Origin of the sequence: Streptomyces sp. NPDC101191 (assembly GCF_044767915.1) — a bacterium.
Taxonomy (GTDB): domain Bacteria; phylum Actinomycetota; class Actinomycetes; order Streptomycetales; family Streptomycetaceae; genus Streptomyces.
On record NZ_JBIWOU010000016.1, the window covers coordinates 70,985 to 94,936 of the forward strand.

Sequence of the window (23,952 nt, forward strand, 5' to 3'; positions counted from 1 at the left end):
ACCCCTCGTCCGGCGTTCGGTTTCGTCCTTCACCGCCCATGGTGGGCCGAACCGCCGAAAACTGCTGAAGCCTGTGGACAAGGGGATGAGTGTGGACAACTCTGCCACTCGAACGGGCAGTTCCGCTGCCCCGGAGGACGGGAGTAGGGCGGCGGCACCTCACCGGATGCCGCCTCACCTCGCCCCGTCACTCCTTCCCCCCTCGCCCCTTCCGCCCCCTCACTCCTTCCCCCTTCGCCTTCCTCGCGAGGCACCTCACCCGCCATGCACCCCACCCGCCACGCACCCCGCCCGCCAGGCACCTCACCGCGAGTCACCTCACCGCGAGGAACGGCACTGCACCCCCGGGTCACCTCGGCCGGGCCACGCTCGCCCTCGTCGGTCCGAGCCGCGTCCCGCCGAAGCGGCCGCCACTCCCGCCCCTGCTCGCCACCCGCGTCGCGCCGGAGGCCGTCACGTACTGCTCGCGCACCTCCCGGTAGCGCATGAGCTCCGCCGCGATCGGATCGAGCACCCGCGCCCGGCCGCAGGCCGCCGCCGCCTCGCGCAGCTTCCGCTCGGCCTCCTGCCCGTACCGTGTCGCCGGCCCCCGCACCGCCGCCGCGCACGCCCACTCCACCAGGGGCCCTCCGACGATCCCGCCGACCATGATCAGGACCGGCGGCCACAGCAACGGCTCCACCACGCCCACGATCTGGCCGACCAGCCACAGCGCACCGAAGATCTGCAGGAAGGTCATCACCACCTGGGCGAGCACCGCCGCCGACCACCACGCCGGGCGCGGTGGCCGGGCCGCCGGGTCGCCCATCGTCACCGTCAGCTCGTCCAGCGCCTCCGGCAGCCCGTCCGCCCCCCGCAGCGCCGCCTCCCGCACCGCCTGCGCCCACGGACCGGGCAGCCCGCGCGAGGCCTCGTCGGACACGATCCGTACCGCCTGCTCGACCCGTTGGCGTGCGGTCAGCTCCTCCTCGACCGGGACATTGAGGCGCGGGTCGGTGCTGCCGTGCGCGCGGACCCGCTCGTACCAGCGGTAGAGCCGCAGCCAGGGCGTCCCGCAGGCGCGGATGGCGCCGCGCCGCCAGACGCGCTCGGCGGCCTCCCCCGCCGCCCGGGCGCCGACCGCGACCGCCAGCCGGTCGGCGAAGTCCTCCCTGGCCCGCTCCCCCAGCCCCGGCCGGCCGTCCGCCACGTACACCGGCTTCAGCCGGGCCGCGGCCGCGTCGACGTCGGCGGCGAGCCGCCGCTCGGGCGCGGTGCGCTCCTGCACGAACGCGCCCAGCATCTCGCGCAGTTCCGGTACGCCCTCCCCCGTGAGCGCGGACAGGGAGAGCACGGTGGCGCCCGGCTCGCCGTGCTCGCCGAGCGCCACCCCGTCCTCGTCGAGAAGGCGCCGCAGGTCGTCGAGGACGAGGTCGGCGGCCTCGCCGCCGAGCCGGTCGATCTGGTTGAGGACGACGAAGGTGACCTCGGCGTGCCCGGCGAGCGGCCGCAGGTAGCGCTCGTGCAGGGCGGCGTCCGCGTACTTCTCGGGATCCACGACCCAGATCACGGCGTCGACCAGTCCGAGCAGCCGGTCCACCTGGTCCCGGTGGGCGACGACGGCCGAGTCGTGGTCGGGCAGGTCGATGAGGACCAGCCCCTGGAGGTCGGCGTCCGCCGCACCTCCCGCGAGCGGCCTGCGCCGCAGCCGGCCGGGGATCCCGAGCCGGTCGAGCAGCCCGGCGGCCCCCTCCGACCAGCTCAGCGCCAGCGGCGCGGCGGTCGTGGGGCGGCGCAGCCCGGTCTCGGACACGGGCACGCCGGCGAGGGCGTTGAAGAGCGTGGACTTGCCGCTGCCGGTGGCGCCGGCGATGGCGACGACGGTGTGCCGCGCCGACAGCCGCTGCCGGGCGGCCGCCTCCTCGAGCACCCGCCCCGCCTCGGCCAGCGCCTCCGCCTCGACCCGGGTACGGGACAGCCCGACGAGCTCGTGCAGCGCGTCGAGGCGGGTCCGCAGGGCGCCGCCGTAGGCCCCGCCGAGGAGCGGCAGACCGCCCTCGTCGTCGTCCCTCGCCTGCTCCGGGAGATCCGCGGTCGGCTCGCCGGCCAGGGCGGCGCGGTCGGCGGCACGACGGGCGATGAGGCCGTCGTCCCAGCGGGTGGGGGAGGGAGCGGCCGAGGGGTCGAGGTGGGGGCTCGAAGGGGGGATCAGGTGGGGGTTCAGGTGGGGGTTCAGGTGGGGGTTCAGGTGGGGGTTGCGGGCAGGATCGAGCCCCGCGCCACGGCCGGGGTCGAGACCGGGGCCGAGGTCGAGGCCGGGGCCGGGGCCGGGGTGGGACGCGGATCCGTGTTGCCGGTCGTCGGCAGGGTCGCCGGCCACCGGCCGCTGAGCCGACCCGCCGGCGGGCTTCCCGTTAGTGGACCCCACGGAACTCGCAGGCCCCAGGGCATCCGCCGAACCCGCCGAACCCGCCGAGCCTGCCGAGCCCCTGGAGCCGTTCGAGGTCGCTGAGGCCCCTGAGACCCCTGAGGTCCCTGAGGCGCCCGAGCCCACCGAGTCTGCCGAGCTCCTGGCGCCACCTGAGCTACCCGAGGCACCCGAGCCCATCGAGCTTCCCGAGCCTCCCGCGCTTCCCAAGGCGCCCGAGCCCGTCGAGCCCCCCGAGCCGCCTGAGCCCGTCGAGCCCCCCGCCTCCACTGCGTCCACTCGGTCCTCCACTGCGTCACTTCTCCTTCTGCAGGACGGAGAGCGCGGCGATCAGCTCGGCCTGCGGCTCGGGGGTCACGTCGAGGGCGTCGAGGGGTGCGAGACGCCGGTCGCGTTCGGTGCGCAGGGCGCGGTCGAGGTAGCTCCGCAGCAGTTCGCCACCCTTGTCGCGGAGGAGCAGGGCGCCCTGGGCACCGAGGAGTTCGGCCAGCCGGTCGCCTGCGGCGCGGGTGCGGCGCCCGCCGAGGAGGACGGCGGCGAGGAGGGCGGTGAGCGTCTCGTTGTCGGGCCCGGCGGCGGCCGCGGCGCGCGCGGAGCTCCGCCCCGAACCCTTCCCGGAGCGCATCGGGCCCCTCCCCGTCCCGCGGGAGGCGGCCGGGCTCTCCATCTGGCCCACCTCCTCCTCGACCATCTCCTCCAGGACGCGGCGCCAGCGCCGTACGGTCATGGCGATCCGTTCGCCGGCGTCCCGGCCCTCCTCCCTTCGGGGGTCCCGGAAGGCCGGGGCGCCCGCCGGAGCGAGCGCGCCGGCGGCGGGTTCGCGGCGCCAGGCGTCCCGGACCCGCTCGTCGGCGGCGGCCACGGCGCACTGCAGGAGGGCCGTGAGGGATTCGGCGAGAGAGTCGAGGAGTTCGTCGGCGGAGCTGTCGCGGGGGTAGCCGCGCCAGCGGGTGCGGGCGTCCCCGGCGAGCACGGCGCCGCGCCGTACGAGCTCGAGGACGCGCTTCCCCTGCTCGTCGTAAGCCGCCTCGACGGCGCCGCCGAGCCGTACGGCCGCGGCGTACTGGGCGGCGACCGCGCCGGCGAGTTCGGGCATGCGGGTGTCGAGGGAGTCGATCACGCCGGCGGCGGTACGGCCGACGGCCTGCTGGCGGGCGGCGGGGTCCTGGGCGCAGTGGGCGAGCCAGCCGCGCAGCGGGGCGACGGCGTTGTCGGGCAGGAGGCCGCTGCCGCCGCCGGTGGACTCGGGCAGTTCGGGGATGGTGAACCGGGGCAGGTCGCCGAAGCCGGCCTTGTCGAGCAGCGCCTCGTACTGCCGGGAGACCTCGCCGATGACCTGGTGGGGGACGCGGTCGAGGACGGTGACGAGCGTGGCGTCGTACTCCTTCGCGGTACGCAGGAGGTGCCAGGGGACGGCGTCGGCGTAGCGGGAGGCGGTGGTGACCATGACCCAGATGTCGGCGGCGCACATCAACTCGGCGGCGAGGAGACGGTTCTCGACGACGAGCGAGTCGATGTCGGGCGCGTCGAGGAGGGCGAGTCCGCGGGGCAGGGTGGCGGCCGTCTCGACGCGCAGCGCGTTGTCCTCGGGCGGCTCCTCGGCCGGGTGGTCGTCGTCCTGCTGGGGCAGCCAGACGCGGGTCAGTTGGGGCAGGACGCGCATGCCGGCGAACCAGTGGTGGTCCTCGGGGTGACAGACCAGGACGGGTGTACGGGTGGTGGGCCGGAGCACCCCGGCCTCGCTCACGCGCCGCCCGACGAGCGAGTTGACCAGCGTGGACTTCCCCGCCCCGGTGGACCCGCCGACCACCGCGAGCAACGGGGCGTCGGGATCTTTCAGGCGGGGCACCAAGTAGTCGTCGAGCTGGGCGAGCAGCTCGGCCCGGGTCTGCCGGGCGCGGGGGGCGCCGGGGAGAGGGAGAGGAAGGCGCACGGCGGCGACACGGTCGCGCAGGGCGGAGAGTGCGTCGATCAGCTGAGGCCGTTCGTCCAAGGTCACCACATGCGAAGAATGCCCAATTTTGGAGCCTTTTTGAAGCGTATAGGGGCTGCGCGCGCCGACCGAACGGATGTGGCCGGGGGTCTCAGGCATAACGAGTGCACAACACCCGGCCCCTGTGGCGCGAAAAGCGCTGCACGAATCGCACCTGCCTGCGATTATCGGACCGCTTCACCGAACCTCCACATCGTGCCACGCAGGTGAAGCAACCGGGCCAAGGGGATCGGAGCCCTATCCTTGACCCGGCCACCACAGGCCCCCGTAGCTCAGCGGATAGAGCAGGTGCCTTCTAAGCACTTGGCCGCAGGTTCGAGTCCTGCCGGGGGCGCTCCGCCAAGACCCTCCTTCGGGAGGGTCTTTTTGCTGGTCAAGGGCGGTTTTCGGTCGTTGGCGGAGGCGTCAGGGAGACGGCCTCGGATGGCTCGTTCCTTCCGGGTGAAACCGGCCAGAAGCGACCTTCGGCGGCCATCCGACTCGAAACGGCCCGAAGTTTCGGGACGATCTCTTCGCAGGGTCGGGGGGACAAATCGGCATTCGGGTTGAAGCCGCGATCGCGCCCGGATCATCCTTACCGTCATGTCTCTCGCCGCCGCGCTCGACGTGTCACACCTGCCCGACTACGCGCACGACTGGGCCCTGGTCGACGTCGAGACTTCCGGCCTGATCGCCCGGCGTGACCGGATCCTCTCGATCGCAGTACTGTCCTTCGGGCCGGACGGAACCCAGACCGGCGAGTACTCAACCCTGCTGAACCCAGGCTGCGACCCCGGCCCCGTGCACGTCCACGGCCTGACCGCGGAACGGCTGAGCGGCGCCCCGACCTTCGAGCAAGTAGCCGGACGGGTCGGGGCGCTCCTGCAGGACCGCGTCATGGTGGCCCACAACGCACAGTTCGACTATGACTTTCTGGCCCATGAGTTCGCCCGCGCCCGGCTCTTCCTCCCGGTCACCCAGCGCCTGTGCACCCTGGCCCTGAACCGGCGCGTGGAACCGCCCGCCGCCGACCTCAGCCTGGCGTCACTGGCCGCTCACTACGGCGTGCCGCAGACCAGCGCTCATGACGCGCTGGACGACACTCGCGTCCTCGCGGGAATCTTCCGCTCCTCCCTATCCGAAGCGGCCCGGCTGGGCGTCCCGCTGCCCCTGGTGCCCTGCCCTCCCCGGCAGGATCCGCAGTTTGCCCCGAACCCGCCGAAGACCCCGTGCGCCTACCGGAACCCGGGCCGCCTGACGCCCGGCGATCACCTCGTCCAGGGCATGAAGATCGCCATCACGGGCGAGACGGCGACCTCCCGGGCCGAGCTGGTGGCCCGGGCCGTCGCCGCCGGCCTGAACATCATGTCGTCGGTCAGTCGGCACACCAGCGCCCTCGTCACCAATGACGCGGCCTCGGGCTCGGCGAAGGCACGGCGCGCGATCGCCGAAGGCGTCACGGTCATCGACGAGCACACGTTCCTCGAGCTGCTGGGAGAGGTGCGTTCCGGAACACCGCACGAGAACGGGACTCCGAAGCCCCCGGAGGCGGCGGCCCCGACCACACCGCCCACCACGCCGACGCGGTCCCCTGCTGCGCCCGTAGCTGTCGCGGGCGTGCCGGTGCCCCGGCGACCCGAGCCCAAGCATTCCGCCAAGCCGTTCGGCCGTCGGCGGGTCCTGATTCTGGGCGGCACCCACGAGGAGGCGTCCGCTGCCCGGGCCAGGGTCGTCGAGCTGGGCGGGGCCGCCGCGATCAACCTCTCGGCGAGCGTCACCGACGTCGTCCTCTTCCCCGGGGGCGAACTCGACCGCCGCATGAACCGCATCACCGCGTTGGAGCTTCCGATCCACGCGCACGGATGGCTCGGAGCCCCCGCCTCCGAACCGGCCGACGTCCCCGCCGGAAACGTTGCGATGACCGATGTCCTGCCGCGTGGCGGAGTCATCGACCTCCCCGTACTTCCCACCACCGGCCACTGGCACGTGAGCGCCTCCTGGGCGCAACAGATGAACTGCGAGATCGACGTCGTCGCCTTCGTCCTCGACGAGGACGAGCAGGTCTCCTGCGACGGGGACTTCGTCTTCTACGGCGCGCCGGAAAGCTCCGACGGAGCCATCCGTCTCCTCTGCGACGGCCCGACGGAGCAGACCGTCGCCGTCGACCTCGCGGCACTGCCTGCCGCCGCCCACCGGATCGCGATCGCCGCCGCCATCGACGGTGCCGCCACCTTCGGGGACATCGGAGCGGTCCAGATGACCCTCGCACCGGGTGTGGATGCTCCGGCCACCGCCCAGGCCACTCTGGACGCCGCCACCAGCGAACGCAGCCTGCTCCTCGCCGAGATCTACCGCCGGGGCCCGAAGTGGCGCTTCCGCGCCGTCGGCCAGGGCTACGACCATGGCCTGGAGACCCTCGTACGTGGATACGGCGTCGACGTGGAGTAACCCTCGCCGCCTGCCAGATGGCGGGGGTGCCCCAGTCCACCAGGTCCGGGAGGGAGGGCTCGTGGTTGCGCTGCCCGTACAGGGCGCCTCCGCGAGGTCGGGGTTCTGGCCAGTCGTCCACCTTGACCGGCAGCAGGGCCGTATCCAGCCCTGGGCTTCTTTTCCCTCTGCGTCCCGCGACCTGGCACAGCAGAGAGGCCGGGCCACGGCCGAGCCCCTCCGGTCCGATCTCGCGGCCGCACGCGACGCCTGTCAGACGCGGGTGTGATGATCCCCCGCATGGCTACCTGGCTCGACAGCACCGACTTCGCCCGCTACGCGCTCATCCCGGAAGAACTCCTTCCGACCTGGGAAGGGACCGAGGCGGACGACGTGATCCACGAGTACGTCTCGGCCTTGCGGCTGGCCGGCCACGACATCCTGACGCTCGGTGCCGAACCTTTGTCCGTCACATGGCTCGCTGAGCCCCTCACGTTCGCGCGCTGGTACTACGCCGACGATGACACGGGCCTGCTGCCCGCCGTCCGCACCGCCATGACAGCCAACCGCTGGGAGGACGTCCTCTCTCTCGAACTGGGCGGGCGATACGTCCTGACCGACGCCGCATACGAGGCCGACAGGGTTCTCGATTCCCTGCGGGCCGCACAGCAGCCGGCGGAGGCGCTTCGCGTCGAACTGCCGCCCGGCCGCTACCGCGTCCAGTCGCTGACCATCGATCCCGACCCGAAGACACGTTTCCTGTTGGAGCGGCTGCTGCCCGAATAGCCGGTCAGCCCGTCGGGTCTCCCCTGTGGTGGGATCCGTCGTGTCCTACGAAGATCTCAGCCCGCACGCCCACATCGTCACCGAGAACGGCGATGTGTTCACCGAAGGCTCTGCCGGGCGATCGGCCCCGGCGCCGGCGTCTGTCTCGGCCCGCGCGCGGGCTCAGGCCGGGGCCGCCTGCTCCTCGGGTTTCCGACCCCAGGCGGTGAGCATCCCGGCCGAGAGCGCGGCGCACTCGTCGGAGTGCAGGTAGAGGATCGCCGCGTCGACGGCCGCGTCGTCGACCAGGCCGGTGGCGAGCATCGCCGCCCTGCTCCGCTCCCACGTGTCCGCCCAGAAGCGGCTGATGGGGCTGCCCGGCACCAGTGGCGGCACGTGGATCTCGGCGGCGACGGGATGGAGCCCGGCCTCGCGCAGCAGGTGCGGGTAGGACGGCACCCACGAGACGTCGGTGCCGATGGTGTCCCGCAGCCCCCGCCACATCGCCCGCATCACCTCCGCGTACGGCGTGCCGGGCGTGGCGCCACGCGTCCCGTCGCTCACCCCTTCGCGCGCCGCGCCACTCGTCGCGCCGCGCGCCTCCTCACCCGTCCCGCCGCTCGCCTCCTCGCCCGTCCCGCCGCTCGCCTCCTCGCTCGCCCCGTTGCCCGTCCCTTCGCGCGCCGCGCCACTCGCCCCCTCGGCCGTTCCGTCACCCGACCCGCCACCCGACCCGTCCCCCGCCAGGTCGCTCGTCAGGTCGACGGCATCGCTGAGCACCAGAACCCCGCCCGGTTCGACGAGTTCGGCCAGGGCCCTGATCACGCGTTCGCGCTCCGGCAGGTGCATCAGGACGAAGCGCGCATGGACGAGGCGGAAGCGGCCGGGGGCGAAGTCCGGGGCCGTGACGTCGGCCTCCAGGGTCTTGAGGCCCGGCACCGGCCGTTCGGCGAGGAAGCGTACGTCGCGGTCCACGGCGAGCACGCTCTCCACCCCCGCCTCCTCCAGGAGCCGCCGGGAGACCGTGCCCGTGCCGGCCCCCACGTCAAGGCAGCGCCACCCCTCCCCCGCCCCGAGGGCGCGCAGGCGCGCCATGGTGATGTCGTCGTACGCGAGCGCCCCGAAGTCGATGCGCTCGCCCTCGCCCGCCGCCTCGGGCCGGAAGACGTCCTCGCCGTAACGCCCGCCGCCCGGCGCGTCGGCCGTCACGGCGCCACCAGGGCGGGCCGGGAGATGCCGTCGAGCGTTTCCATGTCCGGGACCTCTTCACGTGTCGGGTCGTGCCGGACGGCCTTTCCCGAGGCCGCCACCCCTTCGATCGTCCACCGGCCGCCGCGCGCCCGCACCTCCGCCGGTCCGGATTCCTCGCGGTCGGGACGGAAAGAGAGGGTGGAATTCCTCCTACCATTTTCCGGGAATTCTCGGAGGCTTCTTCTACGACCCTTCGAGAATTACGTGAGAAATCGGCGTCTCGGCACAGCCCGGCCCTTCCGTACGTCAGGGTGGGCGCGGCTCCGAGTGCCTGCGCGCCCGCCCATGGCGACCCCCACGAAGCCCGCTCCCCGCAAGGCCCCCGACGTCCGGACTCCCGTCGCCCCGCCCTCACGAAACCACGAGATTTACCAACGGTTTCACCATGCGAGACGCCACGGAAAACGTCGGTGCCCGAACACGCCCGACATGTATGCTCCGGCCATGTATCGCAGCATAAACGTGGGCATGTTGGGCGCCGGTAACGTCGGAGCGACTTTCGCCGAATTCCTCCTGAGTCGGGCTCCGGAGATCCAGGACATCAACGGCTTCGATCTCCGCCTCACGCGCATCGCCGTACGGGACGCCGGAAGGAAACGCCCGGGGCTTCCGGACGCGCTCCTCACCGAGGACGTGAGGGCGGTCACGGACGCCGACGACATCGACGTCGTGGTCGAGGTGATGGGCGGCATGGAGCCCGCCCGCAGCTACGTGCTCGCGGCCCTCCGCGCCGGCAAGCCCGTCGTCACGGCCAACAAGGAGCTCATCGCCAAGCACGGCCCCGAGCTCTACGCGGCGGCCGACGCCACCGGGGTCGATCTGTTCTTCGAGACGGCCGCCGTCGCCTCCGTGCCGATCCTCCGCCTCCTCCGGGAGTCCTTCCTGGGCGAGGACATCACCAGCGTCCTCGGCATCGTCAACGGCACCTCGAACTACATGCTGACGCGCATGTCGGAGGAGGGACTCGCGTACGACGAGGTCCTGCGCCAGGCACAGGAGGCGGGTTACGCCGAGCCCGACCCGACCAACGACGTGAGCGGTGCGGACGCCGCGTCGAAGCTGGCCATCCTCGCCTCGCTCGCCTTCAAGCGCGCGATCGCCGTCGACGACGTCGAGCGCGAGGGGATCGAAGGGCTGGAGCGCGAGGACTTCGAGATCGCGGAACGCTTCGGGTACGTCATCAAGTCCGTGGCCAAGGCGGACGTCTTCGAGACGACGGGGACCGGCGAACGGGAGGTCGGCGTCCAGGTCTTCCCGGCGCTGGTGGACCGGAACCACCCGCTCGCCAACGTCCGCAGCACCTTCAACGCGGTCTTCCTCCGCGGCAGCGCGGCCGGCGACCAGATGTTCTACGGGCACGGGGCCGGCCGCCTGCCCTCCGCGTCGGCGCTCCTCGGCGACCTGGTCACCGCGGCGGACCACGTGCGCCGCGGCACCCACCGGGCGGTGCCGCTGGGCAGCCCCGCCGTGCTCCGGCCCACGGAGCTGCTCGCCCATCCCCACTACCTCAAGCTGGACGTCGCCGACGCGCCGGGCGTCCTGTCCGAGGTGACCGGCGTCCTGGGACGCCACGGGGTCTCGATCCGCTCCATCACCCAGGAGGAGGGCGCGTCACGGGCCCGCGTCGTCTTCATCACCCACCGCACCCCGGAGGGCGCGATGCGGAAGGCGGTCGAGGAACTCCGTGGCCTCGACAGTGTCCTGGGCATCGGCGGCATGCTCCGCATCGTGGAGGCCTGAGCTTCCCTCCGGAGCCATGACCTGATCCGGGTGACGCGAGCCACGACCTGACCCCCATGACACGGGCCACGACCCGACCCGGGTGGCACGGGCCACGACCTGCCCCCCGTAACGCGCGCCGCGACCCGACCCGGGTGGCACGTGGCCCGCGCCCCTTCCTGGGCCTGTCTTCCGGATCAGGCGGAAGACACGGCCTGCCCCCCGTAGTACGTCTCGATCGGCACACGCGCCTCGGCGAAGAGGGCCGGGCCGTCCTCCGCCACGGTCGGCCAGGCGCCCGACGCCGGGTTGAGGGCCACCAGTTGGGCGGTGGACAGGGCGAAGACGACCCGGCCGAGGCCGGAGCGCACCAGGGCGCCGGCGCACATGCCGCAGGGCTGGCAGCTGGTGTACATCGTCGTACGGGCGGCCGCCTCCGCGTCCAGTTCGCGGGCCGCCCAGCGGGCGAGCTTCAGCTCCGGGTGGGCGGTGATGTCGTCGTCGCGGCGGACCGTGTTGTGGGCCTCGGCCAGGACGGTGCCGTCCGGGGCGGCGAGCAGGGAGCCGTACGGGGCGTCGCCCAGGTCGACCGCGCGGGCGGCTAGGGCGACGGCGCGCCGCAGGAGTGCCTCGTCGGCGGGGGTGATCACGGTGCTGTCCTCCGGTGGTCGGCGACGGCGGCGAGCGCCTGCCAGGCCGCGTGCGGCCGGCGGGTCTCCTCCGGGTCGCCTTGATAGGGGTCGAGTACGACGGTGTGGGCGCCGAGGGCGCGCAGTCGGTCCAGGTCGTCGAGGATCTGGTCGAGGGTGCCGACGCCGGCCGGCCGCTCCGGGTCCTCGACCGGCGCGTCGGTCAGCCGCAGGGCGATGCGGGGCGCGAGTCCCGGGAGGTCGTGGCGCTCGACGACGGAGCGCAGCCAGTCCACGGTGCCGCGCAGCGGATGCCAGGCGTCGCCGTACTTCTGGGCGCGCCGGATCCCTGCCTCGCTGTTGCCGCCGACCCAGATCGGCACGGGGGAGCCGGGACCGCCCCCGGTCCGAGGCTCCACCCCGCTCGCGCTCCAACCGAGCCCCTCCACCGCCCCGGGCCCCGCCCCAGGCTCCGTCCCGCTCGCGCTCCCCCGACCGAGCCCCTCCACCGCCCCGGGCCCCACCCCAGGCTCCACCCCGCTCGCGCTCCGACCGAGCCCCTCCGCCGCCCCGGGCCCCACCCCACTCGCGCTCCCCCGGCCGAACCCCTCCACCGCCCCGGGCCCCACCCCAGGCTCCGTCCCGCTCCCCCGCGCGCCGCCCGTCGTGCGCAGGGCTTCCCGCAGCGCTTCCAGGTGCTCGTCCGTGAGGCGGCCGCGTGCCGTGTACGGCACGCCGAGCGCCGCGAACTCCTCGCGGGCCCAGCCGACTCCGACGCCGAGGACGAGCCGGCCGGCGCTGAGCCGGTCGAGGTTGGCGACCATGCGGGCGACGAGCAGCGGGTGCCGGTACGGGAGGACGAGGACGGTGGTGCCGAGGCGCACCCTGGTGGTGAGTCCGGCCAGCCAGGACAGCGTGGTGAACGGCTCGTAGAACGGCTCCGGGTACCGCTCGGCCACGTCCGGCGTGACGGCCACGTGGTCCGACACCATGAGCAGGTCGTAGCCGAGGTCCTCCACGGTCCGGGCCCATGCGCGCAGCAGGCCGGGATCGGTGCCGGGGCCGAAGTTCGGGACGTTGACGCCGAGTTGCATGGTGCGAGGCTATCCCCGTGATCCCGGCCGGACGAAGAGCGTTCTCCCGGTCTTCGTCATCACTTCCCGGGAATTCACCGGTAGGGTCGCCGTATGGGCGCGAATCTCGACGACGTCGACTGGGCCATCATCGAGCAGTTGCAGCAGGAGGCCCGGATCTCCCTCAGCGAGCTGGGGCGCAGGGTCCGTCTCGGGCCGTCGGCCACCACGGAACGGGTGCGCCAGTTGGAGGCGTCGGGCGTCATCACCGGCTATCGGGCGACGGTCGACCTGACGAAGGTCGGCTATCCGGTGCTGGCCGTCGTCCGTCTGAAGTACCCCGGGAACCGGCATCAGCCGCTGCACCGGCTGCTCGCCGAGCGGCGCGAGATACTGGAGTGCCTGCGGACCACCGGCGACGACTGCTACACCCTGAAGGTGGCGGCGACCTCCATGGCGCACCTGGAGACCCTCGTCGACGAGTTGGCCGGCCTCGGCAGCACGACGACGAGCGTCGTCTACAGCCAGCCCCTCCCCCGCCGGGGACCCGAACGGCCCACGGACCGGACGCCGCCCGCCGGATAGACGCCTCCGGCTGGGTAGACACCTGTTGTGAACACCACGCTCGGCGCTGCGCGCATCGAACGGATCCTCCAGGACGGGGTCCGCGGCCGGGTCTTCCCCGGGGCCGCCTGGGCCGTCGGCGACGCCCGCGGGCCCGTGGCGGGCGGGGCCGCCGGAGTGCTCGCGCCCGGACCGGCGGGTGGCGAACCGGTGCGGGCCGACACGCTGTTCGACCTGGCCAGCCTGACGAAGGTGATCGCCGTGTGGCCGGTCGTCGGCACGCTCGTGGAGTCCGGCAAGCTCGCGCTCGACGTGCGGCTCGGCTCCTTCTGGCCGGAGGTCGCCGGCCACCCTCTCGGCGACGTCACGGGCCTTCAGCTCCTCACCCACACGGCCGGTCTGCCACTGCGCGCCAATCTGCGCGCGCTGTACGGCACCGATCCGCAGGACGTCCGGGACGGCGTGCTGCACGAGGTGCTGCGGCGGCGGCCCGGGGAGGCCGTCGAGTACACCGACCGGGCGGCGCTGGTCCTCGGCTATCTCGCGGAGCACCTCACCGGCCGGCCCCTCGCGCGGCTGGCCGCCGAGCGCGTCTGGGCGCCGCTCGCCATGACCGGGACCCGGTACGGTCCGCTGCCGGCGCGGTCGGCCGCCCGGGCCGCGCCGACCGAGTACGACGCCGAGACCGGCGGCCATCTCCAGGGCACCGTGCACGACTTCTCCACCCGGCTGCTGGGCGGGGCCTGCGGGATCGCCGGGACCTTCTCCACCACCGGGGACCTGGGGCGCTTCCTGCGCCAGGTGCTCGATCCGGTCCGGCCGCCCTTCGGCCCCGGGTGGGTCGCGGACTCGCTGCGGGTCCGTACGGGGGAGCTCACGCCGGCGCGCGGACTCTTCTGGCACCTCGCGCCGGGCACCACCGTCCGGGACGACGTGTGGGTGCACTACGGCTTCACCGGCACCGGCATGTGGGTCAGCCCGTCCCGGGGGCGCTGGGCCGTGCTGCTCACCAACAAGCTCTACTTCACCCGCGACACCGGCCCGGTGACGGCGGTGCGCGACGCCTTCCGTCAGGCCGTGTTCGGCGCTCGGTGACGGTACGGGCCACGGTGACCGGATCGGGCCGGGCTCGTTGCACGCCGTAAACGATCACGTGTGTGGTCGGTGAGCGAACGGGCAGTGGAGGCACGACCGTGGGAGACGAGCGGGCGGTACTGGTCAGGGACCTGGTCCTGGGCGACCCGGAGGACGTACGGCGAGCGGCGGACGAGCTGGGCGAGGGCGGCGCGGTGGTGCACGGCTTCGCCAACTTCTACGCGCTGACCGCGGGCGCGGACCCGGAGGTCGTGGCGCGGGTCAACCGGATGAAGGGCCGTCCACCGGGTCAGGTCGGGTCCGTCACCACCGTGCCGTCCGGTGTCCCGGCGCTCTTCGACTGGACCCGGCTGCCCGCCGAGCTGCCCCGGCGGCAGGTGCGGTCGCTGCTCGACGAGCTGTACGAGCTCGGCCCGTTCGGCTTCCGCGGCCCGGCCGCGGAGCGGGTGCCCGGCCATCTGGCGGCGGTCCGGGACGGGGTGCGTACGGTACAGGTGATCGCGCCGGGCCGGCACTGCCCGTCGAACGCCTTCCTCCACGCGGCCCTGGACCGTACGGGCGCCGACTTCCTGTTCGTCACCTCGGCGAACCGCTCGCGGGAGCTGCCCCATTGGCGCGGCGAGGGAGTGGTGGCGGACTTCCGGCACGAGCCTCGGGTACGGGTCCTGGCGCACGCCGACGACGCCGCGGCGCGGCTCCGGTACCCGCACCACGCGCCGGTGTCGACGAGCGTGGTCTCCTTCCACCGCGCGGCGGGGTGCGGCCGGGCGGGGCTGCCCGCGCTGACCCTGGAGCGGCAGGGTTCGCTGTCGGTCGACCACATCCGGTCCGTCGCGGCGAACCACGGCTTCGCCCTGACCCTCGCCCCGCAGGCGGGCCCCCGGAGGAGCGCCCGGATCTACCCGCAGGCGGCCGGCCCCGACGGGCGATGACGCGGGCCGCCGGACGCCCGGGCTCCGCAGGGCCGGTCCCGCGGGCTTCCGCGTCGCGTACGTGGTGACGGCGGCCCTCATCGCCCTGGCCCTGTCGCCGGCCCTGTTCCTGCCGCGCCGCCCGCGCGCCGCCCGCTGACGCGCCTCGGGTCAGTCTTGTTTTCCAACTGACTCCCCCTCTAGTGTGTCCAGAAATCAAACTGACCTACTGGAGGGGGCGTTGCGTTCCATGGGAGCCCGGAAGCTTCCGGCCCGGCTGGCCGGCCATCCGTCCGTACGGGCCGTGCTGGCGGCCCGCGAGACGGAGCCGCGTGCCGAACCGCCGGCCGTCGTCGACGCCGACCTGCTGCGGGAACTCTGCCTGCGGGCCGGGGCCGACGACGCGGCGGCGGTGCGCCTGGACCACCCCGACCTGGCCGGTGAACGCGCGCACGTCGAGGAGGCGCTGCCCGGGGCCAGGACCCTCGTCTCGCTCGTCGTGCGCATGAACCGGGACGACGTGCGCTCGGCGGCCCGCAGCGTCGCCAACCACGAGTTCCACCGGGCCGGGGAGCTCGTCAACGACGCGGCCCGGACGCTCGTGCGCGAACTGCAGGACGCCGGCTACCGCGCGGTGAACCCCTCCGCGACCTTCCCCATGGAGATGGACCGCTTCCCCGGCCGGATCTGGGTCGTCGCCCACAAGACGGTCGCGGTGGCGGCCGGCCTCGGCGTGATGGGGCTGCACCGCAACGTCATCCACCCGAGGTTCGGCAGCTTCGTGCTGCTCGCCACCGTCCTCCTGGACGCCGAGGTCTCCGCGTACGGGGAGCCGCTCGACTACAACCCCTGCGTGGAGTGCAAGCTGTGCGTGGCCGCCTGCCCGATCGGCGCGATCTCCAAGGACGGCGACTTCGACTTCCTCGGCTGTGCGACGCACAACTACCGCGAGTTCATGGCCGGGTTCACCGACTACGTGCAGACCGTGGCCGACAGCGAGGACGCCGCCGACTTCCGCTCGCGCGTGAGCGACGCCGAGAACGCCTCCATGTGGCAGAGCCTCGCCTTCAAGCCGAACTACAAGGCGGCCTACTGCCTGGCCGTCTGCCCCGCCGGCGAGGACGTCCTGGGGCCCTACCTCGACGACCGCCGGCATTTCATGGACACCGTCCTGCGGCCCCTCCAGGACAAGGCCGAGACCCTGTACGTCCTGCCCGGCTCCCCCGCGAAGGAGCACGCGGAACGCCGCTTCCCGCACAAGACGGTCAAGGAGGTCGGCGGCGGCTGGCAGAAGCCGGCGCCGTCGAAGGGCGCCGGGGACCGGGCATGACCGGGAGGGGCGGAACTCAGGCAGCGAGCGTGACGCCCAGCCACACCGCGCCCAGTCCGGCCGCGGTGCTCCCGAGGACGTTGGCCGCCGCGTAGCCGCGCGCGCCCGACCCGTACAGCTTCAGCGTCTCGTAGGAGAAGGTCGAGTACGTGGTGAGCGCGCCGCAGAAGCCCGTGCCGAGGAGCAGCCCGGCGCGGGCGGAGGCGACGCCGGTGAGCAGGCCCAGGAGCAACGAGCCGGCGACGTTCACCACGAACGTGCCCCAGGGGAAGACCGAGTCGTGGCGGGCCTGGACCGCGCGGTCCGTGAGATAGCGCAGCGGCGCGCCGACGGCGGCGCCCGCGACGACGAGCAGCCAGTTCACCCGCGCGGCTCCCCCGGGCCGTACCGGACCACCTCGCAGGCGTCGAGCAGCACCAGACCGCCGCCCGCGGTGACCTCTTCCAGCTCCGGCAGGAAGGCCCGCACCCGCTCCTCCGTGTCCACGATCACGACCGCCACCGGCAGGTTCCCGCCGAGTGAGAGCAGCCGGCTGGTGTGGACGAGGGAGGACGCGCCGAAGCCTTCGACGCCGCGGAAGACGGAGGCCCCCGCGAGACCGGCGGTGTGCGCGCGGTGCACGATCTCCGTGTACACCGGCCGGTGGTGCCAGGTGTGCTGCTCGCCGACGAGCACCGTCAGGCGCAGCGCAGGCCCGTGGAGCCGGGTCATCGGGCCCTCCTCTCCGGGACGGTCCGCACGACGGCCCGGGCCGCCACGACGCCCGCCCAGACGGCGGCGAGCGCGATGACGGCCGTGGCCGACAGATAGAGCATGCCGCGCGCGACCTCGCCGTCGGCGAGCAGCCGCCGGGTGTCGAGCGCGTAGGTGGAGAAGGTGGTGAAGCCGCCGCAGACGCCCGTGCCGAGGAAGGGCCTCAGGAGCGGGTGGGGCGGGGTGACGGTCTCGGTCGCGAGGACCATGAGCGCGCCGAGGACGGCGCAGCCCACCGCGTTCACGGTGAGGATCGTCCAGGGGAAGGCACCGGCCGGGGTCGGCCAGGCGAGGGTCGCGGCATAGCGCGCGACCGCGCCGAGTGCGCCCCCGAGGGCGATCACCCCCACGATCGGCAGCTGAGCGCGGAATCCCATGGCCCCAGGGTAGGCGCACGGGCCCGTGCGGACGGGCACGGGCCGCGTGAGCGAGGCGCACAGGCACGGCCCCCGGCCTGGGGCATTAACCGGGGCCCGGCCCGTGCTGCCTCGAAACGATGGTCCGGGCCGGGCCGTGAGCGGGTCAAAGCCGGTCCGGCGAGTCTGTCAGATCCCCCCAGGGGTATGGCGGGGGGCGGGGGCGCGCGGGAGGGGGTTGTGGTCCGGCCACCATCGGGCGGCCGATACGGGTGCCGGGTACACCTCGTCCCCGCGGCGCGGGTCCGGGAACGTGGAGCGTGCAGCGGGAGGGAGCTGCGCAACCCGTAGGGCAGGAGTGTCGTGAGTACATCCGTCGCAACCAGGTTCAGGACCGTCGCCGCGCCCCGTGACGCGGCCGGCGAGGACGTGTACGGCGAACTCTGCGCCGCGCTCTTCTCCGGATTCCCGCGCCGTGACCAGCGCCTGAAGGCCGAGCAGTACCTGCGCGGTCTGCTGACCGCGCAGGGCCGCAAGTCCATCCGCAACATCGCCGCGCAGATCGGCGGCCCGGCCGCCGAGCAGAGCCTGCACCACTTCATCTCCAGTTCCACGTGGGACTGGCGGCCGATGCGGGCCGAGCTGGCCCGCTATCTGCAGCAGACCACGGGCCCGCAGGCCTGGGTGGTCCGGCCGATGCCGATACCGAAGGCCGGCCAGCACTCGGTCGGCGTCGACCGGCGCTTCGATCCCGAGCGGGGCCAGGTCTTCCGCGGCCAGCAGGCCTTCGGCGTCTGGTTCGCCTCCGAGGACGTCAGCGTCCCGGTCAACTGGCGCCTTTTCCTGCCCGATCCGTGGGTCAAGGACCGCACGCGGCGCGACCGTGCGGAGGTCCCCGAGGGCGCGGCCGAGGAGACGCTGGAGGAGTGCGCGGTCAACGCGGCCCTCGACGCCGCCCGTTGGCCGGACGTGGCCCGCAAGCCGCTGCTGCTCGACATCCGCGGCGGCGCCGGACGCGCGGCGCTGCACCGGCTCGCGCTCGCCGGGGTCCCGGTGGTCGCCCAGATCGACGCGTCCTGCCGGCTGACCGTCGCGGACCGCTCGCTGCCGGGCTTCGGCTCCGGACCGCTCACCGCCCTGCAGATCCTGGAGTCCCTCAAGGGCCTGCGCCGGCCGGTGAGCTGGGTGGACTCGGCGGGCGGCATGCGCACCTCGCGCACCTCGCTCGCCACCGCGGTCCGGGTCACCCTGCCGGTGCCGGCGGGCGAGCGGCAGCGTCCGCTGCTCCTGCTCGGCGAGTGGGACGACCCGCGGCGCTCCCCGGCCCGGCTGTGGATCACCGATCTGACCGGCTCGGCGGTCGGCCCGCTGCTGCGGCTGACGAAGCTGGCGCGCCGGGTGGAGCGGGACTTCCGCCAGGTCGGCGAGGGTGCGGGGCTACGGGACTTCGTGGGGCGCTCGTTCCGCGGCTGGCACCGGCACATCACGCTGGCTTCCGCGGCCCACGCGGCGACCGTGCTGGCCGTCACCGACCGGGACACCTCGTACGGCTCCGTCCACGGCCGCTCGGCGGGCTGATCCCAGGCTGGGGCCCGGAGGTTGGGGCTTCCGGGCCCCGTACGTACGCGACCGTCCAAGGACGTCCTAAGGGGCGTCCTTGGACGGTGCGGGCGGTGCGGGCGGACGACCGTCCCCGATGTCGGCGCGTCGGCGGGCGAGGACGTCACGGGTGCGCTGGAGCCGGAGCGCCAGTTGCACCTCCAGGACCTGGCCGGGCTTCTGCCACTCCGCGCCGAGGAGTTCGCCGATCCGCTCCAGCCGCCGCGAGACCGTGTTCGGGTGCACGTGCAGGGCCTCGGCCGCGTTGGTCGGGCTGGCGCCGGACGCGAAGTACGCCTCCAGGGTGCGGGTGAGATCCGTGAACCGCTCGGCGTCGTAGTCGAGTACGGGCCCGATGGCCGACTCGATGAACCCGTCGACGTCGTGGTCGTCGGAGAGCAGCAGCCCGAGGAAGCCCAGGTCGTCCACGGAGGCCGCCGCGCCCGTGCCGCCGAGCGCGCTCATGGCGTCCAGGCACCGCATGGCCTCCTGATAGAGCCGGCCTACGCTGTCCGGGCTCCAACCGGGGCCGGCCGCGCCCACCGACACCGGGTGACCGAGCAGCGGCGCCAGCTCGCCGGAGACGGCCTTGGCGGCCGCCGAGGCGTCCAGGCCGGGCAGCAGCAGCACGATGCAGCCGCCCTGGACGGTCTTCAGGCCGGCCATCCGGTACGCGTACGAGGACGCCCACACCACGGCCCGGCCCTGCTCGCCGCCCTCGGGCCGGGCGACCACCAGCACGTGCGGCTTGCGCAGGTCGATGCCGAGCCGGCGGGCGCGCTGGGCGATCTGCTGCGGGGCGTGCTGCGGCTCGGCGAGCAGGTCGTCGAGGAGCTCGTCGCGGACGGGGCCCTCGGCGACGGCCGTGGAGCGCTGCATGAGGAGCAGGAAGGCGACGGACTGGGAGGCGAGTTCGAGCAGCCGCTCGTCCTCTCCGGTGAGCGGGGTGGCGGCACGCACGACGAGGACGCCCAGGTCCTCGGAGCCCGCGATGACCGGCGCGACCCACGTCCGGTCGGCCTCGGTGCCGTCCTCGGGAGCGGCCGGGTCCGGGGGGCCTCCGGTGAGGACGGGCCGGCGGCCGGCGTGGGCGTCGAGGGACGCCTTGGCGACCGCCTCGTCGTCGAGGCCGGTGATCTCCCCGGTGGAGGCGAGGGTGCGGCCGCCCGGGTCGCGGATCAGGACGCAGGCGTCGAGGGCGTCCCCGGCGGCCTTGGCGACGTTCCCGAGGTCGCCGCCCGCCAGGATCAGGTTCATGATCCGGCTGTGCGCCTCGCCGATGTAGCGCATGCGGGTGAGCCGGGTGCGGGCCCGGGAGCTGTCCCGTTCGAGCTCGGTCACCTCGGCCCGGGTCTGGTCGAGCAGTCCGGCCTTCTCGGTGGCGACGGCGGCCAGGTCGGCGAGCGAGGCGGCCAGGCCGAGTTCGCCGGACGTGAAGCGGCGGGCCGCTCGGTCGGCCCCGTAGAGCAGGCCGAGGCAGGTGTCGCCCGCGCGCAGCGGCACGACGAGGAAGGCGCGCAGGCCCTCGCCCCGTACGAGCTCGTCGACGGCGGGCAGCCGGGTGAAGCGCTCGTCCGCGAGGTAGTCCTCGGTCCAGACGGGCGCGCCGAGGGTGTGGGCGAGCCCGCCGAGCCCCTCCTCGTCGAGGACGCCGGGCCAGCCGGCCGCCGGGTCGGGCGCGGTCAGGTCGCCCTCGGAAGCGTGCAGGGCGCGCAGCCCGTGCGCGTCGCGCAGGGTCAGGAAGGCGACGTCCAGATCGAGGAGCCGCTTGACCCGCCGGACGACGACCCGGAGCAGACCGTCCAGGTCGTACGGGAGGGTCAGGTCGCGCGCGGTGTCGGAGAGTGCGTCGAGGCCGGCGTCGCGCTGCTCGCGGCGGGCGAGCGCGTGGCCGACCCCGGTCGCGAGGTGGACGGCCCTCTCCAGCTCGGCCCTTCGTTCCTCGGGCAGGTCGTCCGCCCGGGCCTTGTCGAGGAGTTCGGTGAACCGCTCCTGCGGTGCCTGCTGGGCGAGCAGCTCCAGCACGGCGAGCGCGTCGGCGCCCCCGCCCGCGTCCGCGCCGTGGTTGGACATGACTCAACTCCCGCTGCTGAGCAGAACCGGGCGCCGCAGTGGAAACCCGTACCGCTGGCCGAACCTAGATCGGGCGTGGACGACGGTCAACGGTGAGATCGACCACTTCATTCCCGTTCGCTCCTCTTCCGCCCGGTCCGTGCCCCCGAAGGGGTCGCGGACACCTGGGTGCCCCTCACGGAGGACGGTCCGGCCACTTTGCCGGACCGCCGACGGGCGGTCCACCGGGGGCCGTTCGCGCCCGGCGGCGCGACGCGTCCGGGACGGCGGTGGGCGGGTCCGGCCGGCCGGGGCGCACCTGGTCGGGGGGCCCGGTCCGGTCGGCGGCCCGCCGCAGCGGCCGCCGGATCAGACCGGCGCACCGGCCACGGCCGGTACACCCACGCCCACGCCCACGCCCACCGGGAGCCGGGCCCACGGACCCTGGGCCTGTGCCGGCACGCGGGGCCGGGCGGCGTCCCGGACCGTCAGGAGCGAGCGGTGGAGCCGGCGAAGGCGCGCCGAGGGCTCCCGGCCGCCGTCCCTCTGGAGTCCCGCGCACAGGCGCCGGTAGGCCTCCAGGGCGTCGTCGGTGCGGCCGGAGCGCAGCAGGGCGACCATGAACTGGGCGTGCAGCGACTCGTTGACGGGGTGCCGGGCGGCGAGCACGGCGAGTTCCGGGACCATCTCGGTGTGCCGGCCGAGGCCCAACTGGGCTTCCACCCACTGGTCGAGCACGCTCAGCCGGGAGGCCTCCAGGCGCTCGATCTCGGCGCGCAGCCCGGGCCCGGCGTCGACCCCCGCGTACGGCTCGCCGCGCCAGAGCGCGAGGGCCTCGCCGAGGCGGAGCGCGGCGCGCGACAGGTCGCCCGCCTCCATGGCGCGGTAGCCGGCGCCGGCCGCGCGCTCGAACTGCCAGACGTCGTGGGAGCCGCCGCCGGTGTCGAGCCGGTAGCCGCCGGACTGGGCGGCGAGCACGGTCTCGGTCGTGCGGCCGGCCGCGTCCTTGCGGCCGCCGGGCAGCGCCGCGGCGATCAGGGCCCTCAGCCCGTGGATGTGGGAGTGGAGTTCGGCGCGCGCACCGCGCGGGGCGCCTGACGGCCACACCTCCTCCATGAGGACGGAGACCGGGACGATCTGGTCGGCACCGGCGGCGAGCAGGGCGAGCAGTCGGCGCGGCGCGGCAGCGGTCGGAGTGATCGACACCCCGTTCTCGCGTACCGAAAGTCCCCCCAGGATCCGGACGTCCACCTTGCCCCCTCAGTGTCTGCGCACGGGATGACCCTCGACGATTAGAAAAGAGACCGCGGTGCATGTCAATAAGAAACCGGGCGGTACGGAATCATTGGACCCTGGGGACTGGAATTTCGTACCTTTTGCCCGAGTTTGCTTCCATCAACAACGTGTGAAGACTCGGGGAAACGTACCCTCGGATCCAGTTACTGGACCCGCGGGTATGCTTTGAGGGGCGTTTTCAGGCACCGGCGCGGGTCGCTTCCAGCCAGGGGCTTCAACAAACCGCCAAGGCGGTTTTGTTTTGTCGCCACACGTGGCCCATGATGCCGCGTCGAGCGGCCCACCAGAAGGGTGCCTCGGGTGAAGACTTGTGGCCGGGAGTCGGCCCCGCCGGCGGCTAGGCGGTGGCGCCGTCGGTCAGACCGAGGGCGCGGGCCCCGCGCCCGGGCTCCAGATCGAGCATGGTCAGGACGGACGGGACCACGATGCTCGGCAGTAAGTGGTGGTAGAGCGAGGACGCCCAGCGCTCCATCGAGGTGCGGTCGCCGTCCACGGCGTGCGCCATCAGATTGAGTCCCGCGTAGGCACCGACGACCAGCGGGGCCACCTCCGCCGGATCGGCGTGCGGCAGGAGCTCGCCGCGCTCCTTGGCCTCGCCGAGCAGGCCGAGCAGGATCTCGGTCCACTCCCGGTACGGACCGCTCCGGTTGAGGTCGTGCCCGCCCTGGTCGAGGGTGAGCCGCACACTGCCGCTCAGCACCCGGTCCCGGGTCAGCCGGTGCGCGAACACCATGCCCACGTCCACGAACTCCTGCACCTTCGACAGCTGCGGCGGCGCCGTGGGCACGACCGACACCTGGGCGTCGATGACCGCGTGCGCGAGGTCTTCCTTGGAGTCGAAGTGGAAGTAGAGCGCGCCCTTGGTGACCTGGGCGAGCGCGAGGATGTCGGAGAGCTTGGCGGCCTCGTAGCCCCGCTCGTCGAAGACGGCGGCGGCCGCCTCCAGGATGGCCTTGCGGGTGCGGATCGCCCGATCCTGCTTCGCCATGGGGTCCCGTCCCTCTCCTTTGCCCGAACCGGCATCCCGGTGGCCCGAGAAAACAAACCCAGGGGTACCTTATTTTCCGGCGAGTGGAAGATACCCGAAGGCCCGTTCGCGGTGAACCAGCACATTGCGCCAGAGCCGTGGACAGGCCTCTCACCTGCGCATTCGCCAAAAGCTCCAGCTAAGAGAACGTCAGGTTGGAGCCTGGGCACCGACCTGACGCCCCGCCGGCTCCCGCCGCCGGTCACTCAGGGCGACGGGAAAACCGACCCTCCGGTCGAGTCAGCCGGTGACGACGGCCGAGGCGGTCAGCAGGCCGAAGGACGCCAGGATGAGCAGGGTGCGGACGGCGTGAAAGCCGTTCCAGCGCTTCTCGAAGGCCGCCCGCACGGCGGCGGCCGGCTCGCCGGTCCGCTCCGAGGCGGCCAGGGCGTTGTTCAGCGGGACGTTGCCGCCGACCGTGACCAGGTGGTTGGCCACCGCGCACACGAGCCCGGCGACCACCAGCCACTTCTGGGTGTCGGTCCGCCCGTCGACCGGCACGAACAGCGCGGCCGCCGGGAAGACCAGGATCCCGAGGAAGACCACGAGGAACACCGGCCTCGGCACGTACTCGTTGACCCGTCGCATGGCGTCGACGAACTCTCCGTCCCCCAGCCGGGCGAGCGCGGGCATCACTCCCGTACGGAAGATCAGCATGAATCCGGCGTAGAGACCGGTGGACACGACGGCGAGGGCGAGCAGCAGGGCGGCCATGGACGTCATCAT

The 23,952-nt window shown here is 73.5% G+C and carries 20 protein-coding genes and 1 tRNA gene; 9 read left to right on the forward strand and 12 right to left on the reverse strand.

Features of this window, described 5'->3' with window-relative positions:
- Positions 1-349 precede the first annotated feature (349 nt).
- Together ACIRQF_RS37410 and ACIRQF_RS37415 are read right to left on the reverse strand one after the other, a co-directional pair.
- Positions 350-2,191: a GTPase gene (locus ACIRQF_RS37410; protein WP_404099509.1), complete on the reverse strand. Its 1,842-nt coding sequence runs from the start codon at positions 2,189-2,191 to the stop codon at positions 350-352.
- A gap of 511 nt (positions 2,192-2,702) precedes the next feature.
- Positions 2,703-4,400, reverse strand: coding sequence for a dynamin family protein (locus tag ACIRQF_RS37415; RefSeq protein ID WP_404099396.1), 1,698 nt, complete (start codon positions 4,398-4,400; stop codon positions 2,703-2,705).
- Positions 4,401-4,661: 261 nt separating this feature from the next.
- Between ACIRQF_RS37415 and ACIRQF_RS37420 the strand changes: the two genes are divergently transcribed.
- The 3 genes from ACIRQF_RS37420 (at position 4,662) to ACIRQF_RS37430 (ending at position 7,592) form a co-directional block, all read left to right on the forward strand.
- A tRNA-Arg gene (locus ACIRQF_RS37420) sits at positions 4,662-4,734 on the forward strand.
- A 248-nt stretch (positions 4,735-4,982) separates the two neighbouring features.
- The gene (locus ACIRQF_RS37425; protein WP_404099399.1) at positions 4,983-6,827 is read left to right on the forward strand and encodes a TerD family protein; all 1,845 of its coding nucleotides are present in this window, start codon (positions 4,983-4,985) and stop codon (positions 6,825-6,827) included.
- Between the two features lie 279 nt (positions 6,828-7,106).
- Positions 7,107-7,592: an Imm21 family immunity protein gene (locus ACIRQF_RS37430; protein WP_404099401.1), complete on the forward strand. Its 486-nt coding sequence runs from the start codon at positions 7,107-7,109 to the stop codon at positions 7,590-7,592.
- A gap of 162 nt (positions 7,593-7,754) precedes the next feature.
- Here the strand turns inward: ACIRQF_RS37430 and ACIRQF_RS37435 are convergent, their stop codons facing one another.
- The gene (locus tag ACIRQF_RS37435) at positions 7,755-8,780 is read right to left on the reverse strand and encodes a class I SAM-dependent methyltransferase (RefSeq protein ID WP_404099403.1); all 1,026 of its coding nucleotides are present in this window, start codon (positions 8,778-8,780) and stop codon (positions 7,755-7,757) included.
- Between the two features lie 486 nt (positions 8,781-9,266).
- Here ACIRQF_RS37435 and ACIRQF_RS37440 point away from each other — a divergent pair, with 486 nt between their 5' ends.
- Positions 9,267-10,562: a homoserine dehydrogenase gene (locus ACIRQF_RS37440; RefSeq protein ID WP_404099405.1), complete on the forward strand. Its 1,296-nt coding sequence runs from the start codon at positions 9,267-9,269 to the stop codon at positions 10,560-10,562.
- Between the two features lie 176 nt (positions 10,563-10,738).
- Here the strand turns inward: ACIRQF_RS37440 and ACIRQF_RS37445 are convergent, their stop codons facing one another.
- The gene (locus ACIRQF_RS37445; protein WP_404099407.1) at positions 10,739-11,191 is read right to left on the reverse strand and encodes a nucleoside deaminase; all 453 of its coding nucleotides are present in this window, start codon (positions 11,189-11,191) and stop codon (positions 10,739-10,741) included.
- Complete coding sequence (locus ACIRQF_RS37450; protein ID WP_404099409.1) at positions 11,188-12,264, reverse strand: LLM class flavin-dependent oxidoreductase; 1,077 nt, start codon at positions 12,262-12,264, stop codon at positions 11,188-11,190. The genes ACIRQF_RS37445 and ACIRQF_RS37450 overlap by 4 nt, the downstream gene beginning before the upstream one ends.
- A gap of 93 nt (positions 12,265-12,357) precedes the next feature.
- Between ACIRQF_RS37450 and ACIRQF_RS37455 the strand changes: the two genes are divergently transcribed.
- The 4 genes from ACIRQF_RS37455 to ACIRQF_RS37470 all read left to right on the forward strand — a co-directional run bounded on the left by ACIRQF_RS37455 (position 12,358) and on the right by ACIRQF_RS37470 (position 16,143).
- On the forward strand, positions 12,358-12,828 hold the full coding sequence (locus ACIRQF_RS37455) for an Lrp/AsnC family transcriptional regulator (protein ID WP_376630568.1): 471 nt from the start codon (positions 12,358-12,360) through the stop codon (positions 12,826-12,828).
- Between the two features lie 27 nt (positions 12,829-12,855).
- Positions 12,856-13,902: a serine hydrolase domain-containing protein gene (locus ACIRQF_RS37460; protein WP_404099412.1), complete on the forward strand. Its 1,047-nt coding sequence runs from the start codon at positions 12,856-12,858 to the stop codon at positions 13,900-13,902.
- Positions 13,903-14,000: 98 nt separating this feature from the next.
- Complete coding sequence (locus tag ACIRQF_RS37465) at positions 14,001-14,834, forward strand: hypothetical protein (protein ID WP_404099414.1); 834 nt, start codon at positions 14,001-14,003, stop codon at positions 14,832-14,834.
- A gap of 229 nt (positions 14,835-15,063) precedes the next feature.
- Positions 15,064-16,143: a 4Fe-4S binding protein gene (locus ACIRQF_RS37470; RefSeq protein WP_404099417.1), complete on the forward strand. Its 1,080-nt coding sequence runs from the start codon at positions 15,064-15,066 to the stop codon at positions 16,141-16,143.
- Positions 16,144-16,159: 16 nt separating this feature from the next.
- On the opposite strand, the gene crcB (ACIRQF_RS37475) is transcribed toward ACIRQF_RS37470, so the two are convergent.
- The 3 genes from crcB (ACIRQF_RS37475) to crcB (ACIRQF_RS37485) are packed head-to-tail and all read right to left on the reverse strand — an operon-like array spanning position 16,160 to position 17,273.
- On the reverse strand, positions 16,160-16,507 hold the full coding sequence (crcB, locus tag ACIRQF_RS37475; protein ID WP_376630576.1) for a fluoride efflux transporter CrcB: 348 nt from the start codon (positions 16,505-16,507) through the stop codon (positions 16,160-16,162).
- The gene (locus ACIRQF_RS37480; protein WP_376630578.1) at positions 16,504-16,854 is read right to left on the reverse strand and encodes a DUF190 domain-containing protein; all 351 of its coding nucleotides are present in this window, start codon (positions 16,852-16,854) and stop codon (positions 16,504-16,506) included. The genes crcB (ACIRQF_RS37475) and ACIRQF_RS37480 overlap by 4 nt, the downstream gene beginning before the upstream one ends.
- A complete protein-coding gene (crcB, locus tag ACIRQF_RS37485; RefSeq protein WP_404099421.1) occupies positions 16,851-17,273 on the reverse strand; it encodes a fluoride efflux transporter CrcB in 423 nt (140 codons plus the stop codon). The genes ACIRQF_RS37480 and crcB (ACIRQF_RS37485) overlap by 4 nt, the downstream gene beginning before the upstream one ends.
- A gap of 342 nt (positions 17,274-17,615) precedes the next feature.
- On the opposite strand from crcB (ACIRQF_RS37485), the gene ACIRQF_RS37490 reads away from it, so the two are divergent.
- Positions 17,616-18,830 (forward strand): IS701 family transposase, encoded by a 1,215-nt coding sequence (locus ACIRQF_RS37490; protein ID WP_376630582.1) that lies wholly within the window; start codon positions 17,616-17,618, stop codon positions 18,828-18,830.
- A 66-nt stretch (positions 18,831-18,896) separates the two neighbouring features.
- On the opposite strand, the gene ACIRQF_RS37495 is transcribed toward ACIRQF_RS37490, so the two are convergent.
- The 4 genes from ACIRQF_RS37495 to ACIRQF_RS37510 form a co-directional block, all read right to left on the reverse strand.
- Entirely contained in the window at positions 18,897-20,924 is a 2,028-nt protein-coding gene (locus tag ACIRQF_RS37495) for a GAF domain-containing protein (protein WP_382482494.1), read from the reverse strand.
- A gap of 348 nt (positions 20,925-21,272) precedes the next feature.
- Positions 21,273-22,154: a BTAD domain-containing putative transcriptional regulator gene (locus ACIRQF_RS37500; protein WP_404099424.1), complete on the reverse strand. Its 882-nt coding sequence runs from the start codon at positions 22,152-22,154 to the stop codon at positions 21,273-21,275.
- A 382-nt stretch (positions 22,155-22,536) separates the two neighbouring features.
- Positions 22,537-23,187 carry a ScbR family autoregulator-binding transcription factor gene (locus tag ACIRQF_RS37505; RefSeq protein ID WP_376630588.1) on the reverse strand — a complete coding sequence of 217 codons (651 nt, stop codon included), beginning with the start codon at positions 23,185-23,187 and terminating at the stop codon, positions 22,537-22,539.
- 279 nt (positions 23,188-23,466) lie between these two features.
- Positions 23,467-23,940: a DUF1772 domain-containing protein gene (locus ACIRQF_RS37510; RefSeq protein ID WP_404099427.1), complete on the reverse strand. Its 474-nt coding sequence runs from the start codon at positions 23,938-23,940 to the stop codon at positions 23,467-23,469.
- Positions 23,941-23,952 lie beyond the last annotated feature (12 nt).

Bases quoted from the DNA above. Each gene is read 5' to 3' on its own strand.
- ACIRQF_RS37425 (WP_404099399.1), top strand. From the start codon at position 4,983: ATGTCTCTCGCCGCCGCGCTCGACGTGTCACACCTGCCCGACTACGCG.
- ACIRQF_RS37430 (WP_404099401.1), top strand. From the start codon at position 7,107: ATGGCTACCTGGCTCGACAGCACCGACTTCGCCCGCTACGCGCTCATC.
- ACIRQF_RS37440 (WP_404099405.1), top strand. From the start codon at position 9,267: ATGTATCGCAGCATAAACGTGGGCATGTTGGGCGCCGGTAACGTCGGA.
- ACIRQF_RS37450 (WP_404099409.1), bottom strand. From the start codon at position 12,264: ATGCAACTCGGCGTCAACGTCCCGAACTTCGGCCCCGGCACCGATCCC.
- ACIRQF_RS37455 (WP_376630568.1), top strand. From the start codon at position 12,358: ATGGGCGCGAATCTCGACGACGTCGACTGGGCCATCATCGAGCAGTTG.
- ACIRQF_RS37470 (WP_404099417.1), top strand. From the start codon at position 15,064: ATGGGAGCCCGGAAGCTTCCGGCCCGGCTGGCCGGCCATCCGTCCGTA.
- ACIRQF_RS37480 (WP_376630578.1), bottom strand. From the start codon at position 16,854: ATGACCCGGCTCCACGGGCCTGCGCTGCGCCTGACGGTGCTCGTCGGC.
- crcB (WP_404099421.1), bottom strand. From the start codon at position 17,273: ATGGGATTCCGCGCTCAGCTGCCGATCGTGGGGGTGATCGCCCTCGGG.
- ACIRQF_RS37495 (WP_382482494.1), bottom strand. From the start codon at position 20,924: ATGTCCAACCACGGCGCGGACGCGGGCGGGGGCGCCGACGCGCTCGCC.
- ACIRQF_RS37505 (WP_376630588.1), bottom strand. From the start codon at position 23,187: ATGGCGAAGCAGGATCGGGCGATCCGCACCCGCAAGGCCATCCTGGAG.
- ACIRQF_RS37510 (WP_404099427.1), bottom strand. From the start codon at position 23,940: ATGGCCGCCCTGCTGCTCGCCCTCGCCGTCGTGTCCACCGGTCTCTAC.